The organism is Pseudomonas sp. BF-R-26, from assembly GCF_019947395.1.
Lineage (GTDB): Bacteria > Pseudomonadota > Gammaproteobacteria > Pseudomonadales > Pseudomonadaceae > Aquipseudomonas > Aquipseudomonas farris.
This window is the reverse complement of sequence record NZ_JAGYGK010000016.1, coordinates 76,832-93,934: the sequence shown is the minus strand read 5'-3', so window position 1 is coordinate 93,934 and position 17,103 is coordinate 76,832. Positions and strand designations below refer to the sequence as shown.

General features: G+C 59.1%; 16 protein-coding genes. 5 read left to right on the top strand and 11 right to left on the bottom strand.

Going from position 1 to position 17,103, the window contains the following annotated elements:
* Positions 1–51 precede the first annotated feature (51 nt).
* Positions 52–522 (top strand): RNA methyltransferase, encoded by a 471-nt coding sequence (locus KGB18_RS23310; RefSeq protein WP_123721923.1) that lies wholly within the window; start codon positions 52–54, stop codon positions 520–522.
* A gap of 92 nt (positions 523–614) precedes the next feature.
* On the top strand, positions 615–992 hold the full coding sequence (locus KGB18_RS23305) for a DUF2892 domain-containing protein (RefSeq protein ID WP_123360401.1): 378 nt from the start codon (positions 615–617) through the stop codon (positions 990–992).
* 231 nt (positions 993–1,223) lie between these two features.
* Here the strand turns inward: KGB18_RS23305 and KGB18_RS23300 are convergent, their stop codons facing one another.
* Positions 1,224–2,453 (bottom strand): hypothetical protein, encoded by a 1,230-nt coding sequence (locus KGB18_RS23300; protein ID WP_223570528.1) that lies wholly within the window; start codon positions 2,451–2,453, stop codon positions 1,224–1,226.
* Between the two features lie 56 nt (positions 2,454–2,509).
* Positions 2,510–2,959, bottom strand: coding sequence for a YcgN family cysteine cluster protein (locus KGB18_RS23295; RefSeq protein ID WP_038979355.1), 450 nt, complete (start codon positions 2,957–2,959; stop codon positions 2,510–2,512).
* 278 nt (positions 2,960–3,237) lie between these two features.
* On the opposite strand from KGB18_RS23295, the gene KGB18_RS23290 reads away from it, so the two are divergent.
* Complete coding sequence (locus KGB18_RS23290; RefSeq protein WP_123721925.1) at positions 3,238–3,831, top strand: nitroreductase family protein; 594 nt, start codon at positions 3,238–3,240, stop codon at positions 3,829–3,831.
* Between the two features lie 175 nt (positions 3,832–4,006).
* Here KGB18_RS23290 and KGB18_RS23285 read toward each other — a convergent pair whose 3' ends face one another.
* The 6 genes from KGB18_RS23285 to KGB18_RS23260 all read right to left on the bottom strand — a co-directional run bounded on the left by KGB18_RS23285 (position 4,007) and on the right by KGB18_RS23260 (position 10,541).
* Positions 4,007–4,939: a D-2-hydroxyacid dehydrogenase gene (locus KGB18_RS23285; protein WP_123721926.1), complete on the bottom strand. Its 933-nt coding sequence runs from the start codon at positions 4,937–4,939 to the stop codon at positions 4,007–4,009.
* A 120-nt stretch (positions 4,940–5,059) separates the two neighbouring features.
* Positions 5,060–5,353, bottom strand: a complete 294-nt coding sequence (locus KGB18_RS23280; RefSeq protein WP_007898694.1) for a YcgL domain-containing protein — start codon at positions 5,351–5,353, stop codon at positions 5,060–5,062.
* Positions 5,350–6,483, bottom strand: coding sequence for a ribonuclease D (rnd, locus tag KGB18_RS23275; protein WP_123721927.1), 1,134 nt, complete (start codon positions 6,481–6,483; stop codon positions 5,350–5,352). The genes KGB18_RS23280 and rnd overlap by 4 nt, the downstream gene beginning before the upstream one ends.
* Positions 6,484–6,606: 123 nt before the next feature.
* Positions 6,607–7,269: a class I SAM-dependent methyltransferase gene (locus tag KGB18_RS23270; RefSeq protein ID WP_123721928.1), complete on the bottom strand. Its 663-nt coding sequence runs from the start codon at positions 7,267–7,269 to the stop codon at positions 6,607–6,609.
* 72 nt (positions 7,270–7,341) lie between these two features.
* The gene (locus KGB18_RS23265; RefSeq protein ID WP_223570527.1) at positions 7,342–8,991 is read right to left on the bottom strand and encodes a phosphoethanolamine transferase; all 1,650 of its coding nucleotides are present in this window, start codon (positions 8,989–8,991) and stop codon (positions 7,342–7,344) included.
* A gap of 167 nt (positions 8,992–9,158) precedes the next feature.
* A complete protein-coding gene (locus KGB18_RS23260) occupies positions 9,159–10,541 on the bottom strand; it encodes a glutamine synthetase family protein (protein WP_223570526.1) in 1,383 nt (460 codons plus the stop codon).
* Positions 10,542–11,017: 476 nt separating this feature from the next.
* Here KGB18_RS23260 and KGB18_RS23255 point away from each other — a divergent pair, with 476 nt between their 5' ends.
* On the top strand, positions 11,018–12,205 hold the full coding sequence (locus tag KGB18_RS23255; RefSeq protein ID WP_052966445.1) for a cyanate transporter: 1,188 nt from the start codon (positions 11,018–11,020) through the stop codon (positions 12,203–12,205).
* A 114-nt stretch (positions 12,206–12,319) separates the two neighbouring features.
* Positions 12,320–13,231 carry a DMT family transporter gene (locus KGB18_RS23250; RefSeq protein WP_123721932.1) on the top strand — a complete coding sequence of 304 codons (912 nt, stop codon included), beginning with the start codon at positions 12,320–12,322 and terminating at the stop codon, positions 13,229–13,231.
* 6 nt (positions 13,232–13,237) lie between these two features.
* Here the strand turns inward: KGB18_RS23250 and KGB18_RS23245 are convergent, their stop codons facing one another.
* The 3 genes from KGB18_RS23245 to KGB18_RS23235 are packed head-to-tail and all read right to left on the bottom strand — an operon-like array spanning position 13,238 to position 17,101.
* Positions 13,238–14,653: an amidase gene (locus tag KGB18_RS23245; protein ID WP_223570525.1), complete on the bottom strand. Its 1,416-nt coding sequence runs from the start codon at positions 14,651–14,653 to the stop codon at positions 13,238–13,240.
* Between the two features lie 2 nt (positions 14,654–14,655).
* Positions 14,656–15,996, bottom strand: a complete 1,341-nt coding sequence (locus KGB18_RS23240) for an aspartate aminotransferase family protein (protein WP_201059766.1) — start codon at positions 15,994–15,996, stop codon at positions 14,656–14,658.
* Complete coding sequence (locus KGB18_RS23235) at positions 15,974–17,101, bottom strand: aminotransferase class III-fold pyridoxal phosphate-dependent enzyme (RefSeq protein ID WP_123721935.1); 1,128 nt, start codon at positions 17,099–17,101, stop codon at positions 15,974–15,976. Before KGB18_RS23235 ends, KGB18_RS23240 begins: the two co-directional genes overlap by 23 nt.
* Positions 17,102–17,103 lie beyond the last annotated feature (2 nt).

Here is a 17,103-nt window from a genome sequence, read left to right as displayed (position 1 = left end):
CTCCCCCAATCCCCGTATAATCGCCGTTTTTTCCCCGAAGGCACCCCGCTCGTGGCAGATAAACGGTACAGCTGCATTGGTTTGTATAACCCCAAATCACCGGAGAACGTCGGTTCGGTGATGCGCGCCGCCGGCTGCTATGGCGTGGCGTCGGTGTTTTACACTGGCAAGCGCTATGAACGCGCCGCCGATTTCGTCACCGACACCAAGAAGGTCCACTGCGACATTCCGCTGATCGGCATCGACGACCTGAAAAAAATCCTGCCCCTGGGCTGCGTCCCGGTTGCCGTGGAACTGGTCGATGGCGCCCGCTCGCTGCCGGAATACACGCACCCGGATCGCGCGCTCTACATCTTCGGCCCCGAAGACGGTTCGCTGGATAAAGAAATCCGTGACTGGTGCGAAGACGTGGTCTACATCCCGACCACCGGCTGCATGAATCTGGCGGCCACCGTCAACGTTGTGCTGTACGACCGCATGGCCAAGGGCAACAACACCCGCTCCGGGCCGAAATTCCGCTGAATTGCCGCATATTCGATGGAACGAGCCGCGCGCCCAGGCAGTCAGCTAAATATCTATTGCTGAAGCAACCCTTCCCTGCCTGGAGACAGATCATGCGCGAGTTCAATCCTGTAGAACGTATCGAAACCACCCCGTTCCAGAGCCCTTCCGTACAGAACGTTCATGGTTGGGAACGCGCCGGTTCCCTGGCGGGTGGCGTGGTCATGCTGAGCAAGGGCCTGCGACGCGGCGGCGTGTTCGGATTGATTGAAATAGCCATCGGCGGCATGGCCCTGGCCCGGGGAATCACTGGGCATTGCTCAGCGAAAAGGCTGTTGGAAAAGAACCGTCAGGACATGAAAAACGCACGCGCGAGAATCGAGCGCGCCGGGGATGAGCTGGCCCGAATGAAAGCCAATGCTGAAGCAGCGACCAGCACGGCGACCGTGACGGGAAATGATTCGTTGAACTCGCCGAAGGCTGGGGTTTGATCCGAAATCAATGCAGAGGTTTAGGGCCTCTTCGCGGGCAAGCCCGCTCCCACAGGGTTATGCGGTGTACACAACATTTTTGATCACCGCCAGTTACTGTGGGAGCGGGCTTGCCCGCGATGACGGCAGCACATTCACCATTGATGTGTCAGATAGGTCGCTATCGCGGGCAAGCCACGCTCCCACAGGTTCTGATCTGACTGGCATCGAGGTTTTCCCGCGATGGCGGTGCTACTGAAGCAACCCGGTATCAAGCACCTTGGAAGACTCGCCAATAACGCTTTCCGCGAGCTGAATGAATTCCTTGGTATCCACACTTTCCAAATGCATCGCCCCACGCATCACATCATCGAGCGAGCGCTTGTTGCGGGTTTTCAGGCGAATCTCGCGATCCAGTTCCTGTAGCAACACCACCGCTTTGGCCACCTGCGCCGGGTTGATCTGCTCACCGCGCAACGTGCTGACCTTCTGGCTGTCCTTGACCAACTTGCTGTGTAGGCTTTCATACCGCTCATCACTCATGCCGCCTGCGCGGCGCACCAGTTCGATGGCGTAATACTCGGCAAACCCTTCGCTGATCCAGTCGCTGCGCTGGCTGTCGTTGATCCGCCCGAACACCTGAGCCAATTCACGCACCAAGGCACTGCTGCCGCTTTCGCTGACCAGCGGCAGACGCGTGTTCAGATAGATCGATTCATGCGCGGCCGAGCTGCCGCGCCACATCGGGTCGTTGGCGCCGACAATCAGCAACTTGCTGGGATGACGCGGAAAAGTTTCCTGCACTTGCGGCCAGACAAAGGTCAGCAGCGTCAGCACGTCCATGCGGCGCATGCCCTGCCCCTGTGGCGAGGCGACGGTGACTTCGGTTTCCCCCAGCCGCGTGCGACGGCTGCCTAGATGGCCGGCGAGCATCCAGCCAGTGGGGCGGTCGAACAGACGCGAGACGTTATCGATCCGGAACTTGTTCTTGCCGATCCGCGGCCAGGCGGTTTCGACGCTTTTCCAACCGGTGGGCAATTCGAATTCAAGGCGTGAAACCAGTTCGATGCCGTCCTGCTGATCGAGTTTGGCCGCGGGCACCAGGTCATCGCCGCGCATCAGCGCCCAGTTCGGCGTCATTCGGGTGTCGAAGCTGCCGCTCTTGCGCCCATGGCTGATGCGCACGCGGTAGGTCAGGCTGGCCTTTTCGGCGGTCGGACGCCAGACACCACGGGCCTGTTTGCCCGGTGTGAGCTGCCATTGGCCATCGGCCTTGAAATCACTGTAATGACTGCCATCGCCCAAGTCGAAATCCAGACTGCGCACCGCCGAGCCCTGGGCCAGGGTCAGCCGCACTTCGGCCTGATCGCTTTGCGGCAACAGGCGCACGTGATAATCCAGATCGACTTTCTTCGCCGCCCACACGGGCGAACTCAGGGCCAGCAGCCCGACAACCAACGCCCGCCGCACTCCCACAGCCATACACACTCCTGGTGTGGCGAGCGAGCAACCTCCCTCACCACCATAAGCAATGGGAATCAACCCGCGCGAAAAATCAGATGGTCTTCCCAATCGTCTTCGGCCACGCTGCCTTCGGCGAGCATGCGCCCGGACTGGGAAATACGTTCGTGATGCACCGCCTCGCGATCACCGCACACCAGATGATGCCAGAGCGGCAAATCCTTGCCTTCGCTGACCAGTCGATAACCGCAGGTCGGTGGCAGCCATTTGAACTCATCGGCCTTGCCCGGCGTGAGCTGGATGCAATCGGGCACAAAGTCGCGGCGGTTGGGGTAATCGGTGCACTGACAGGTTTTGAGGTCCAGCAGTTTGCAGGCGATACGCGTGTAGTAGACGGAGTTGTCGTCTTCGTCCTCGAGTTTTTGCAGGCAGCACAGGCCACAGCCATCGCACAGCGATTCCCATTCCTCTTGATCGAGTTGATCGAGGGTTTTGCGTATCCAGAACGGTTCGACTTTGGCGGCCATGGTTCAAGCATCAACATCAGGTGGTGAAAAGGCCGCCAGTCTAGTGCCAAGGCACCGGCGGGCCAAGCATTGGCGACTGCCGGTACACGGCACTTGTGAGTTTTTGCGCCGCTCGGTAGCTTTGCCAGTCGCAAAGAGCCCTAGCCACGTGCCATTAACGCTCAACCGCGTTGCATTCAGGTGAACGGCCCAGGCTCTCGGAAAACCCCATCGCTCAGCTCAACTGCGCTCGCCGGTTTTTAGACGACCCTCACTTTCAAACGTAAAGGAATCTCTTGATGAGTGCTAACCCACGCGTTGCCGATTACGCCATTCACCCTCAGTTCACCGATCGCTGGTCGCCCCGTGCCTTCACCGGCGAAACCATTGCCGAAGAGACCCTGCTGAGCTTCTTCGAAGCCGCACGCTGGGCACCATCGGCGTACAACTCGCAACCTTGGCGGTTTCTCTATGCGCGTCGCGACACGCCGAACTGGGAGCGTTACCTGGGTCTGCTGAACGAGTTCAATCGCAGCTGGGCCCAGCATGCCTCGGCGCTGGTGATCGTGGTCTCGAAAACCACCTTTGCGATACCTGGCGCCACCGAAGAAACACCGGCGCTGTCGCACACCTTCGACACTGGTTCGGCCTGGGGCCACCTGGCGCTGCAAGCGAGTATCAGTGGCTGGCACACCCACGGCATGGCCGGTTTCGATCAGGAACTGACCCGCAAAGAGCTGAATATTCCTGAGGGCTATGCGCTGCACGCGGCGGTGGCGATCGGCAAGCTGGGCGACAAGGCGACGCTGGCCGAGTACCTGCAAGCGCGCGAAGAGCCAAGCCCGCGTCGTCCGCTGAGCGAGTTGGCGGCTGAAGGTGATTTCACCCTCTAAGCCACAATGAAGACCTAATGTGGGAGCAAGCCTGTGGCGAGGGGGCTTGCCCCCGTTGGGATGCGAAGCAGCCCCAAAATCTCTGGTGTACCAAAGATCTTATGAGTGCTACGCACTCAAACGGGGGCAAGCCCCCTCGCCACAGGCCAGCTCCCACATTTTGATCGGGGTGAATTCAATACCCGCGCGAGAAATCCACTTCCCCACGCAACGCTTCGCCCGCCTGATACGCCCGCAGGTTTTCGACGAACAACTTCACCATCATCGGTGGCGAAGTCGGTGCCGAACTGTGGCCAGTCAGCAGCAGGCCCCACGCGGTCCAGAATGGATGGCGTTGCGGCAGCGGTTCCTGACGGCAAACGTCGATCACGGCCCCGGCCAGATGGCCTTCCTTCAAGGCTTCCACCAGATCCGCATCGACCACCGCCACGCCGCGCCCGACGTTGATGAACAACCCCGTCGGCTTGAACTGCTTGAACAGTGCGGCGTCGTACAGGTCGTGAGTATTCGGGGTGTTCGGCAGCAGATTGATCACGTAATCCACTTCACCGACCAGACGCGGCAGATCAGCCAGGCTTCCAACTTCGACAAACGGCGTCTGCTCGCGGGCTTCGCTGGCGATGCCATACAACTCGACGCCAAATGGCACAAGGAACTGCGCCACGGTCTGGCCGATGTCACCGGTGCCGACGATCAACACCTTGCGCCCGGCCAGGCTTTGACCCTGGCGATTGTCCCATTTGCGCTCGACCTGGCTGACCAGTCGCGCCAGTACTTCGCGCTCGTGACCGAGCATGTAGGTCAGCACGTATTCGGCCATGACCTGACCGAAAATCCCCACCGCCCGGGTCAGGCGATAGTGCCGAGGCAAGCCGTCGGCCAGCAACGGCGTGATGCCGGCCCAGGTCGACTGCAGCCATGCCGGCATGTGGCCTTGACGCAACAGCGTCGCCAGCAGGTCCGGCTGACCGAGCCAGACCTGGCATTCGGCGGCCTGACGGGCCAGTTCGGCGGAGTCGCCGCTGGTCAGTACTTCCAGATCAGGCGCTGCCTGACGCAACAATTGGGCATACACAGGGTGGTCGTGTTCAGCAATCAGAACGCGCATGGTTCAAACCTTTCAAAAACAGTGCAGACAGCCGCCGACGGAGTATCACTCCATCGCCCTGGCCATCGCCAAAATCATTCCAGTGTTTCATAAAGGCTCTGAACAGAGCCTGTCTGCCGATTACATCGGGTCGTTGCGTCGCAGCAATTCTTCCGGCAAATGCTCGATGTATTCGTCTTCGGCCGGCGGCATTTGCAGGTGGTAACCCTGCTTCTCGAGGTTTTCCAGCACCACAGTGATGTCTTCGCGCGACAGCTTGCGCTCGGGTGTCAGCACCAGATCGAAAGCGTGATGCGGTTTGCCGAAGGCCGCCATCAGACTTTCCGGAACGCGCTCCAGTGCATCGCTTTTGAGCACATAGAGGTACATCTCGTTTTTCTTCAGGCTTCGATAGATGGAGCAAATACGTTTCAAGGCTGTTCTCCGGCGGTGGCCAGGCTGTCGAGCAGCGCCTGGCCCATCAATTCGCGGCGCCAGCCACGCAGCGAATCAGGCAATTGGTAAGGACCATTGGGGAAGCCGCTCTTGAGCAGCGCTTCCAGGGTTTTCTTGCGCAGCATCAGCTCCGGCGCGATGTTCAGGCGCTCGGCTTCGGCCTGGCCGATGGCGCGCAGCTGTTTGACCAGCGCAGCGGCGTCCACCGGCAACGGCTCCGGCACCGCAGGTGGCCATTGATCAGGCGACACACTGCCAGAGCGCTTGATCAGATCAAGCAGAAATTCGCCGTCCTGACGCACGGTACGCGGGTGCATGTCTTCGATTTTCGCCAGCGCGCCAAGGTTGTCCGGTTGCGTGCGAGCCAACGGCCACAGGGAATGTTCACGGACGATGCGGTTGCGCGGCAGATCACGGGCACGGGCCTGCGTCTCACGCCAGGCGCAAAGTTCACGCAACACGGCGAGTTGGGCACGGGACAGTTTCCAGGCCAGTTTGGCGTCGCGATAGACCTCATACGGGTCGACCTCGCGACGCAGATTGGCCACCAACTCGGCACCGTCTTCCAAAACCCAGGCGTATTTGTCGTCAGAAAGCTTCGGACGCAGCTGTACGAAAACTTCCGCCAGATGCAAGGCATCTTCGGCGGCGTAGCTGATCTGGGTGTCGGACAGCGGACGTTGCAGCCAGTCGGAACGGGTTTCGCCTTTGGGCAGGTCAATGCCGAGCACTTCCTGCACCAGCCGCGAATAGCCCATGGAAAAACCGAGGTTCAGGTAAGCGGCGGCCAATTGGGTATCGAACAGCGGCGCCGGCAGACTGCCGGTCAGGCGCAGCAGAACTTCGAGGTCTTCGCTGCACGCATGCACGACTTTGACCACGGCCGGGTTTTCCAGCAATGCGGCCAACGGCTGCCAATTGTCGATGGTCAGCGGATCAATCAGGTAAGCGCGTACGCCATCGCCGATCTGCAGCAGGCCTGCGATCGGGTAAAAGGTGTCGACCCGCATGAATTCGGTGTCGAGGGCAACGAATGGCAGCTGCTGCCACTCGGCACAAAACTGACCGAGGCTATCGTTGTCGCGAATCCAGTGAATATCGATGGCCACACGGCTCTCCCTTGAAGAATGGCGCGCAGTATATATCGCCCCCGGCGATTTCCGCGCATCCACTGAACAAGAGCTTTAGCGAAAATACCTGCTGGACCGCAAGAATAGTCTGACAGAAGGAGACTAGCCGCCCTTACGCAGCACGTAGACGCGCATCCGCGCGCAACCCGGCAGGAAGTCCTGATGGCTGAGCAAGTGGAAACCCGCTTGCCTGAACTCGGCCTCAAGCTCGGCCTTGCTCGCCTGTGGCTGGGCCTGTGGGCCTTCCACACCCGATCGGTGCAGCTTGAAATGCGCATCAGCCCGCACCGCCACGATCACCGTGTCGCGACTGACCCGATGGAACTCGCCCAGCATGGCCAACCGATGCTCAGGACTGGCGATGTGTTGAAACAGTTGCATGCAAAAAATGCAATCAACCGCGTTCGCCGACAAACCGATGGTGAAGGCTGAACTCTGAAAGGTCTTGATCCGCTCCAGCAGGTGTGGCGGATGGTGGGTGCGGGCATGATCGAGCATGTCCTGAGACGGATCGGCGGCAAGAATCACCCGGTTCGCATGCTCGGCCAGTATCGACCAGAAGCGCCCGACACCGCAGGCCACATCAAGAATCAATCCCGGTTCGCCTGCGACCTGAAGCGCGTTACGCACCAGTTGCTCGTCGCGCCAGTACGTCAAACGCCCCGCCAGGCCACGCGGTCGCGACTGAAGGCAGACGCGGGCGTGTTCCTGATCGTAGCGCCGGGCGAACTCGAGTTCGATGGCGGATGGGGGCAGCGCGGACATGTGCAATGGCTCTGTTGGAATATCGACTGGCGGCAGGTTAACGACTGGCGCGTGAAAAAAAGGTCGACGGACTCATTCTTTGGCCAGCACACCGTCAATCACCGCACCGCGGCAGCCGGCAAACATGTCCAGCCCCGGGTCGTAGACCTTGCTGTTGACCTCCAGCAGGCCAAGCATGGAATGGAACAGGTTGTCCTGGCTCAAGGGCTTTTCGCGACTCAGTTGCAGGCAATGGGTGTCCACCGAGAACGACTTTTGATAGCTGTCGGAGAACCACGCCAGCATCGCTACATGCTTCTGTTGTTCCGGCGCCAGCATGTAAGGCGTGCCATGAAGGAACAGGTTGTATTCGCCCAGAGATTCGCCGTGGTCCGACAGATAAAGCATCGCGGTATCGACTTTGTCCTGATTGCTGCGTAACAGGTCGATCAGGGTCGACAGTACATGGTCGGTGTACACCAATGTGTTGTCGTAGCCATTGACAATACTTTCGCGGCTGCAATTGTTCAGCGCATTGCTTTCACACACCGGGGTGAAGTGTTCGTACTCTTTCGGGTAGCGCTTGAAATACTCCGGACCGTGACTGCCCATTTGGTGCAGTACCAGCACGGTGTCTTTATCCAGCGTGTCTATGAAGTGCTGCAAACCTTGCAGGAGAATTTCATCGCGGCACTCGCTATTGGCACACAACGCCGGGTCTTTCAGATTACTCACGTCGTCGACAGTGACCCGATCGCAGGTACCTTTGCAGCCCGACTGATTATCGCGCCAGATCACCTCGAGGCCGGCGTGTTTGAGCACGTCCAGCAAACCTTCCTCGTTCTTTGCCTTGCTGGCGTTGTAATCCTTGCGACCCATGTTGGAGAACATGCAAGGCACCGACACGGCCGTTTCCGTGCCGCAAGAATGCACATCGGTAAAGGCAATCAGGCCGGTTTCCTTATCCAGTTGGGGGGTGGTGTCGCGGTCATAACCCAGGATGCCGAAGTTCTCGGCCCGGGCACTTTCGCCCACCACCAGTACCGTCAGGGATTTACGGCCGTGAGTCTGCCAGATCGGGTTTTTCCGAGCGTCTTCACCGATATTGATGAAGGGCTGCCGGGCAGAAACCACTTGCTCGCGCAGATAGCCGAGCGAGGCCCCGATGTAGTTGCTTGGCACCACCATCAGGCGCAATTCATGGTGATTGCGAAACAACGACGACAAGCCTTGATAGTTGACCAAGGCGACACCGCCGATCACCGCAACCGATGCGACACTCACCAGCACTTTACTTAATAACTCACGGTGCCAACGACGATAATTAACCGGCGCTTTCCACAACAGCCACGACGGTAAAACTCCGAGAAAAACAATATAAACAAACAACTTCACGGACAGTAAGTCGCGTACTTCTGTGGCATTGGTTTCTGCGAAGTTACGAAACATACCGGCGTCGATCAACACACCGTATTGGCTCATGAAATAGGCCACGCCGGCACTGACCAAAAAGATTAGCGTCAACACGGGTTTCATCACAGGCCGGAATGCCAGCAAGGTCAGCACAATGTTGAAGACCGTCAGGATCATCACCCCGAACGCGACACGCATGGCGATGCCTTGACCGTCTGCAGCGGTGATATCGAAGAGGTGTTGCCAGAGCACTGAATTGAACCCTGCCAATAAAAAGGTACTGGCAATCAACGTCACCCACTCGGGGCGCACGGCTTTGAACTTCCACATGATGAACGGCTGTTCCTGAAAAGAAGTGCCTGCGGTAAATGTGAAAATTTCATTTACCGCGACAACACAAATCTTAAGCAGCCAACCATCAATTTTTCGTGAAAAATAAGCCAACGATTAGTTGGCTCATGGCATTAGGCCCAAACTTTAAACAACGGAGGCTAGTTTCAAGCCTGATGCAGATACCAGCGCCAGTCCTGCTCACCGACTTCGCCCATGAACTGCCGGTATTCGGCACGCTTCACCGCCAGATACACGCCAAGAAACTCACTGCCGAAGGCCTCCCGCGCCCAGTTCGATGCCTCCAGCGCTCGCAACGTGGTCAACCAGTCGGTCGGTAACAATTCCGTGGCTTGGGCGTACCCGTTGCCTTCCACGGGTGCTCCAGGGTCAAGTTGCTCGCGGATGCCACGATGAATACCGGACAGGATCGCCGCAGCCGCCAGGTACGGGTTGGCGTCGGCACCACAGATGCGGTGCTCGATATGCCGGGAGAATGCCGGCCCGCCAGGCACCCGAAAACTCACGGTGCGGTTGTCCACGCCCCAGGTGGCCGCCAATGGTGCGTAGCTGTTGGTCTGGAAACGACGGTACGAGTTGGCGTTCGGACAGAACAGCAGCAATGAATCGAGCAACGTGTTGAGCATTCCGCCGACCGCTTGTTTAAGCAGCGGCGTGCCGTCCGGGGCTTCGCTGGCGAACAGGTTATTGCCGTCCTTGTCCGCCAGGCTGACGTGCATGTGCATGCCGGTGCCAGCCAGATCATCGAAAGGCTTGGCCATGAAACAGGCCGCCATCCCATGCTTGTGGGCCACGCCCTTGACCAGTCGTTTGTAGCGCACCGCTTCATCCATCGCCTGCAAAGCATCGGTGCGGTGTTCGAGGGTGATTTCCACCTGCCCCGGCGCGTATTCGGAGATTGCCGTGCGCGCCGGAATGCCCTGCAGCTTGCAGGCGCTGTAGAGGTCGGCCAGAAATGGCTCGATCTGCTCCAGCTCACGTAAGCCATAGACCTGCGTGGAGCGTGGCCGCCCGCCATCGACATCCCGCGCCGGCTGCGGCCGACCGTTGCTGTCGCGCTGCTGATCCAGCAAATAGAACTCCAGCTCCGCCGCCATCACCGGGTAATAACCGTCGGCCTGCAAGCCTTCGATGACTTTGGCCAGCAGGTGTCGTGGGTCGGCGATAGTTGCGGGCATGCCCTCTTTTGGATGCATGCTGACCTGCACCGCCGCCGTGGGAATCAATCGCCACGGCATACGCTGCAAACTGCCGCTGATCGGGTACGCCCGGCAATCGATATCACCGACGTCCCAGACCAGCCCGGAATTTTCCACGTCATCGCCATTGATGGTCAGGCCCAGAATGGTACTCGGCAGCGGCCGCCCACTCTCGTACACCGCCACCAGTTCATCGCGATGCAGCAGCTTGCCCCGTGGCACACCGTTGTTGTCGAGGATGAACAGCTCGAACATATCGATATCCGGATTGTGTTCCAGGAAGGACAGGGCTTCTTCTTTCGTGGCGAAGGATGTCGTGGCACAGCTCATGGGAATTCTCGTCTATCCGCGTCAGGCAAACGCACAGGCGCCGCCGGTTTGATCCCGGCACACAGCGCGGGACCTGTCAGAACAATCAACGGGACATGCAGGAATCCGGCGGGCGTGCGTGGCGGCAGTGCCACAGTGCCCAGAAGGCCAGCTCAGAAGGGAGTGCAGACAGGCTTGGCGCGCTGGCAGGCCTGTATAGACGACGTGGTTGAAGGCTTGAAGTGGCACCAGACGCCCCCTCGTGTTTGATGCCGATCAGCCAGACGTCCATGGAAAAGACCGCAGTAAACAGATGCAAAGCAGCGTCACACGGGCAGATAAGCCGTTAAATCCAGACTTGATGAACCTTGGTTGCAGATTGGCTAAACATTCCTCCCGGTAACCAACCTAATTTCTCGATAGTGCCAGCGACTTTTCAGTTTGCCCCTGCAGGCTTGGAGCGGCCTAATCACAACCTGCATATTTGGGGTTCCGTTATGGAAAACGTTCGTACTACAAGCTCCTATGCCGGATGGCTGATGGTCAGCGTGGTATTGGTGGCACTGAACCTGAGACCTTCGATGGCCGCTGTCGGGCCGTTGTTGTCGGCCATTCGGGGGGATGTCCCATTAAGTTTCAGTACCGCCTCGCTGCTGACCATGCTGCCCGTCATGGCGATGGGACTGGCGATGTTTCTGGGAATGCGCATCGCGCAACGGGTTGGTGAACACCGCACCATCATCCTGTCCTTGTTGATCATCGGTGTGGCCACGGTCTCGCGGCTGTACCTGGACAGCACCCTTGAGTTGATCCTGAGCGCGGTATTGGCCGGACTGGGGATCGCCCTCATTCAGGCGGTGATGCCGGCGCTGATCAAGTCACGCTTCAGCGACAACGTTTCGCTGTTCATGGGTTTGTATGTCACCTCGATCATGGGCGGAGCGGCGATTGCAGCATCGTTCTCGCCTTTCGTCCTGGCGCAAACCGGTAGTTGGCGGATGGGCCTGGCAATCTGGGCGCTACTGACGCTGGTTGCCCTGGTCTTCTGGCTTGCCCAGCGCTCGGCAATCGCGCCATTGCCGGCGGCGCCGATGGGGCGCCAGGAGTCCTTCGTCGGTAACTCACGGGCCTGGTTGCTGGCGATTTTCTTCGGTTTGGGCACGGCCTCCTACACCTGTGTACTGGCCTGGCTAGCCCCGTATTACGTGGAGAAAGGCTGGAGTGAACAGAATGCCGGCTTATTGCTGGGGTTTCTCACGGCCATGGAAGTTGTCTCCGGGCTGATAACACCCGCGATTGCCAACCGCAGCCAGGACAAGCGTCTGGTATTGGTCGTTCTGCTGGCCTTGATCATGGCCGGCTTCTGCGGCCTGATCCTCAGCCCGGAACGCTTTAGCCTGCTATGGCCGTGCCTGTTGGGCCTGGGCATTGGCGGTCTGTTCCCGATGAGCCTGATCGTGTCCCTTGATCATCTGGATAACCCGCGTCGTGCCGGCGGCCTGACGGCCTTTGTGCAAGGCGTCGGTTACCTGATCGCGGGCCTCTCGCCGCTGATTGCCGGGATGATTCGCGACCAATTGGGTAGCTTCGAATGGGCCTGGTGGTCACTCACAGCAGTGATGGCGGTGATGATTGTAATGGTGCTGCGCTTCAACCCAAGGCAATACGCGCAGCATATCCAATAGTCTGTTTTTCGTAGGAGCCAGGCTTGCCGGCGAAGGCGCTCTTAAGGGCGCCTTCGCCGGCAAGCCTGGCTCCTACATGTCCGGTTTACCGCTCAAACGCTGGGAAAGGAACTCATGAAACAAGTCGGTTTTGCAGAAGCTCACTGGGGCATGCTGATCTGGGCGATGCTGATCGCATCGTCTTTCTTTGCGGCGGCAGAGGTCAGCCAATCTATAGATCCAATACTGTTGACCGGGCTGCGTTTGTTGTTTTCAGCCTTGATGTTCTTGCCACTGCTGTTATTGAAAAACACGTCACCGATCTCGGCCAGAGGCTTGCTGGCGCATGCAGTTCTTGGGCTGCTGCTGGCAACGTATTTTGGTTCGCTGTTTGAAGCGCTGCGCTATACCACCGCGGTCAATACCGCGACGCTGTACACGCTGGTGCCACTGATGACGTTATTTTTTGAGGTATTACTGCTGCCGAACCCAAGCCTGAAGAGCCGCTTGTTGCCGATGTCGATTGCAGCGATCGGTGCCCTGCTGCTGACTCTCAAAGGGGCGGCTCCAGGCGAACTGCCTGCACTGTACCCGGTACTGCTCTTCGGCGTCGGCTGCCTGGCGATGGCGCTTTATTCGCCTCTGAGCCAGCGATTCAAGGTCAAGACCTTGAAGGGGCGTGACCCGGTGGCGATGACCTTCTGGAACATGCTTTTCGGCTCGCTGTTTCTGTTTGTGTTCTGTCTGTTTAACGGCGGTTGGCGCAGCGGTGCGCAGTTGTCATCGAGCGATATGTTCTGGCTTGTATACCTGGCACTGTTTGGCACCCTCGGGACATTCTGGCTGCTGCATCGGGCAATCGGGGTGATTTCACCGTCAACGGTGGTTTCCTACGTCTACCTGAACACCTTGTTTGTCACATTGTTTCACTGGTTCTGGCTCAGACAGCAACCGGTGCTGATAGAAGTCACCGGTGCCGTGCTGGTGGGTATCGGCATGCTGGCATTGGTGATCACCAGCCGTAACGCCAAAACCGTTACGGCTTGAGATCCTTCAGAGAGTGACTGCGTCCAACGGGGCCACCGGACTCCAGCGCTCCAGTTCGCGCTCAAGGAAATTGGCCACGGCCAGCAGCCGCTCTTCCTGCCAGTGCGGGCCGACTATCTGGATGCCGATCGGCATCCCGTTGGCCGGATCATGCCCGGCGCGAATGACCACCGCCGGTGAACCGGAGAGGCTGAACGGAAACACAAAGGAATAGCGATCACGATCCTGCAAAGACTCGCCATGAGCGAATGCCACGTCCGGGAACACCGGACAAATGAACAGATCGTGCTGATTGAAGAACTTCGCCAAGTGATAGCGAAACGTATCGATCAGAATCCAGTCGCGCTTCATTTCATCCACGCTCAACTCAACCTCTTCGCTCAAGCGAATCAACCCTGTGGTGGCGGGCGTATAGGTCTGTTTGTCCATGGACTGGAACAAACGCTTCCAGCCACGCCCGGCATCCCCACCCGTGATGAAAACCCGCCAGAGCACATCGCAGGCCTCGTCGAGCATCTGCGGAGCCGTCGGTGTAACCTGCGCCACCACACTGCTCAGGCAACTCTCGACCCGTTGCAGAACCTGCTTCACCGCCGGGCTCACCCGGGTTCTGGTGGATTCCCAGGACAGCGCGACACGCATTTGGTCCAGTGGCTTACTGCCAGCGAACGGCACATCGACGGTGTCCGGATCGTGACCGTCAGCGCCGCTGATCAGTTGCCCGAGTAACGCCAGATCGTCGACATAACGCCCCATCACGCCAAACGCCGACGTCAGATGAAACAGCCCGGAGCGATCACAGGGAAACTGGCCGGTCAACGGCACACGCCCCTGGGTCAGTTTCATGCCGCAGATACCGTTGAAATGCGCCGGAATCCGCACACTGCCGCCAGCATCCGAGGCCAGCCCGGCCGGCGAGCAACCGGCCGCGATGGCCGCCGCTTCACCGCCACTGCTACCGCCAGCGGAGCGCTGCCTGTCATAAGGATTGAGCGTGCGGCCATACAGCAGATTGTCGGTTTCAAACGCCATGCACAGCTCGGGAACATTAGTGATCCCAAGAATGATCGCCCCCGCCTGGCGAAGCCGGGCAACGACCGTGGCATCCTCCTGACTGGCCTCGCCCAGCAACTCCTTCAGGCCTCGCGACATTCGAAAGCCGCGCACATGGCAGACGTCCTTGATGGTCATGGGGATGCCGTGTAAAGGGCCACGAATCTTTCCGATGCGGGCCATCTCATCGGCCTCCCGGGCCTGTCGACGCAGTTCGTCGACAGACTCCAGTTGAATCAGGGCATTGATCTGCGGATTGCGTTCGGCAATACGCTGCAGGTAGAACTCCAGCAAGTTGACGCTGGTCAGCACGCCGCGACGCAGCAGACCGGCCATTTCGCGCAGGGTCAGAGTATCGGGATTGAACATACTCAGCGCTTCCCTTTGCTGCGCAGTAGTTTGTTGGGGATGTGGTACATGTTTCTGACCACCAGAGAAAACGCCTTGACCGCCAGCTTCGGACGCCGAGCGATCGCCTCAAGGGCTTCCTCGGTCATCGTCAGGACATGCCGAAGCGCTTCGGGTGTGATGTTCAGCGGTGGGTAAAACCGCAGAACCGGGTGCGCGGCTTTTTCATTCATGGAATGCCCGGCATGCACACCACGCTTGCCCAACTCCATGCTCATCAGCGCTTCGTAGACCGAACCGCGCAAGCGCAGGCCGGTCATCAGGCCGACACCGGGCACATCCTCGACAATCTGCGGATAACGCTGAGCCAGCCGTTGCAGGCCATGGCGCAGCAAACCGCCATTGATCCGTGATTGCTCGACCAGGTTGTGCTGCTCGATGTAATCGATAGCGGCCAGTGCCGAGGCGCACGCCACCGGATGCCCGCCATTGGTTCGCTGGTCAGGCTCGATCTCGCTCAGCGGGTATTGCGTGGTCAGTCGCCAGCTGTACATCGCGCAGGCAAACGAGGTGTAACCGCCCGTCAGGCCTTTAGAGAGAATCATGATGTCCGGCACGATGTCGTCATACTGCACGGCGAACCACTTGCCACAGCGGCCGAAACCGGTCTGGATTTCGTCGGCCACCAGCAAGGTCTCGGTGGCATCGCACAGGGCGCGGATGTTCGCCATGTAACCCACGGGCGGAACCTGTAAGTGGGCGCCCCCCAGAATCGGCTCGACATACACCGCACGCACACCCTCGCCTACCGCTCTCTGCAAGGCGGCGAAGTCACCGTACGGCACATAAGTCACTTCCGAGGCCGCGGTGCCGTAGCTGCGATGGTGCTGTTTCTGCCCAAGAATGCTCATCGCCGCCAGCGTCTTGCCGTGATAGGAATCACTCATTACCACGATTCCACGCCGGTGCGGCTGCACCTTGAGCACATACCGCATGCTCTGTTCGATGGCTTCGGCACCCGAGACCATAAACTGCACATCCCCCCAATTCCCCGGTACCAGATTCCGAAGGCGCTCGGACAATGCGCCTTGCAGCGGATGCACCCGCCCCTCCGGAATCCAGGCCATCTGGTTCAACTGGGTCTGCACCTGTTCCCGTACCATCGGATTACGATGGCCGACGATGAATACCCCATAACTGCATGCGCAATCGATAAAGCGCTTGCCCGCATGGTCGGTAACATAGATGCCATCGGCGTCCTTTTCGACGCTGGTTTTACCCAGACGATAGAGCTTGGCCGCCGAGGCACTCCAATGTTGCTGGCAATCATCCAGCAGTTGTTCATGCGATAGGGTTAAGGACATGGCTTAAAGTCTCCTTGAGGATCCGGGATGCGCGCTGGATGTGTTCGGCTCGTGCGGTGATAGGGCAACGCAGAATCAACTCGCGGCCACGGGGTGCACTGACATAGATGCCACGCTGATAAAGCTCCTCGCACAATTCGGCGGGCTTGAGGTCGGCTGGCAGCGGCAGGCTGACCCAGGCACCGCAGGCGACAGCACCGAATGAGGCGAGCGCTTGCGCCAGGATCTGGCCATTATTGAGACACTCCCTGGGCAAGTCGTGGGCCTGCACGTAATCCAGTGCCGCCATGGCGGCCACGCAGGCCATCGGATTGCCGGCCGTGGTGCTGCCATGTTTCGCCGGGCTGCTGCGACCATAGACTTGATAGGCCATCTGTTCGCTGCAGGTATAGGTGCCTATAGGAATCGCACTGCCGCCCAGTGGGCCGCCCAACACCACAATGTCCGGGGTATTGCGATAACGCTGAAAACCAAACAGCGTGCCCAGGCTCCCCAGACAACTTTGCACGTCGACCGCGATGACCGGCACCGACGCATTGGCCGCCGCGACATACAAGTGATCGAGTAGCACCTGCTCTATCAGGCGTAAGCGACCGTCTCCATCAATCACGGTGCTGGTGTGGCAAACCGCGAAGCAATCGTTCCAGTCCACTTTATCCAGGTCGCGGACATACCTGATCGTCACGAGCTCGAAGCCCAGGAAACGCTGCATCTGCAGATAGTTTTGCGGCGCGCTGAGGCAACGTCCGTAACTCAGCGAGCCATAATCGCCGCCCTGGACAACAACAATGGTGTTGCCCTTGGGCTTGAGGCCTTTGCACAGTTTCAAGGCGCCTTCGAATGCTTCATCGCCGGAGCTGCACACATAAGAGCTGACCAGCGGCTGCGGTAGCAGCTCGGCCAAGCGCCGGCACAAAGCGATCAGAGGGTCGGACATCAGCACTCGATTGGACAGCCCCATGCTTTGCGCCTGAAGGCTGACCGCGTCGATTACCGCCGGCACTTGAAAGCCAAACCCGCCGGCCAGATCGATTATCTGGCGACCGTCACCGTCGATATACGTCTCGTACTGACCTGAAATGATCTGCTTGTTATTGGTCTTCATGA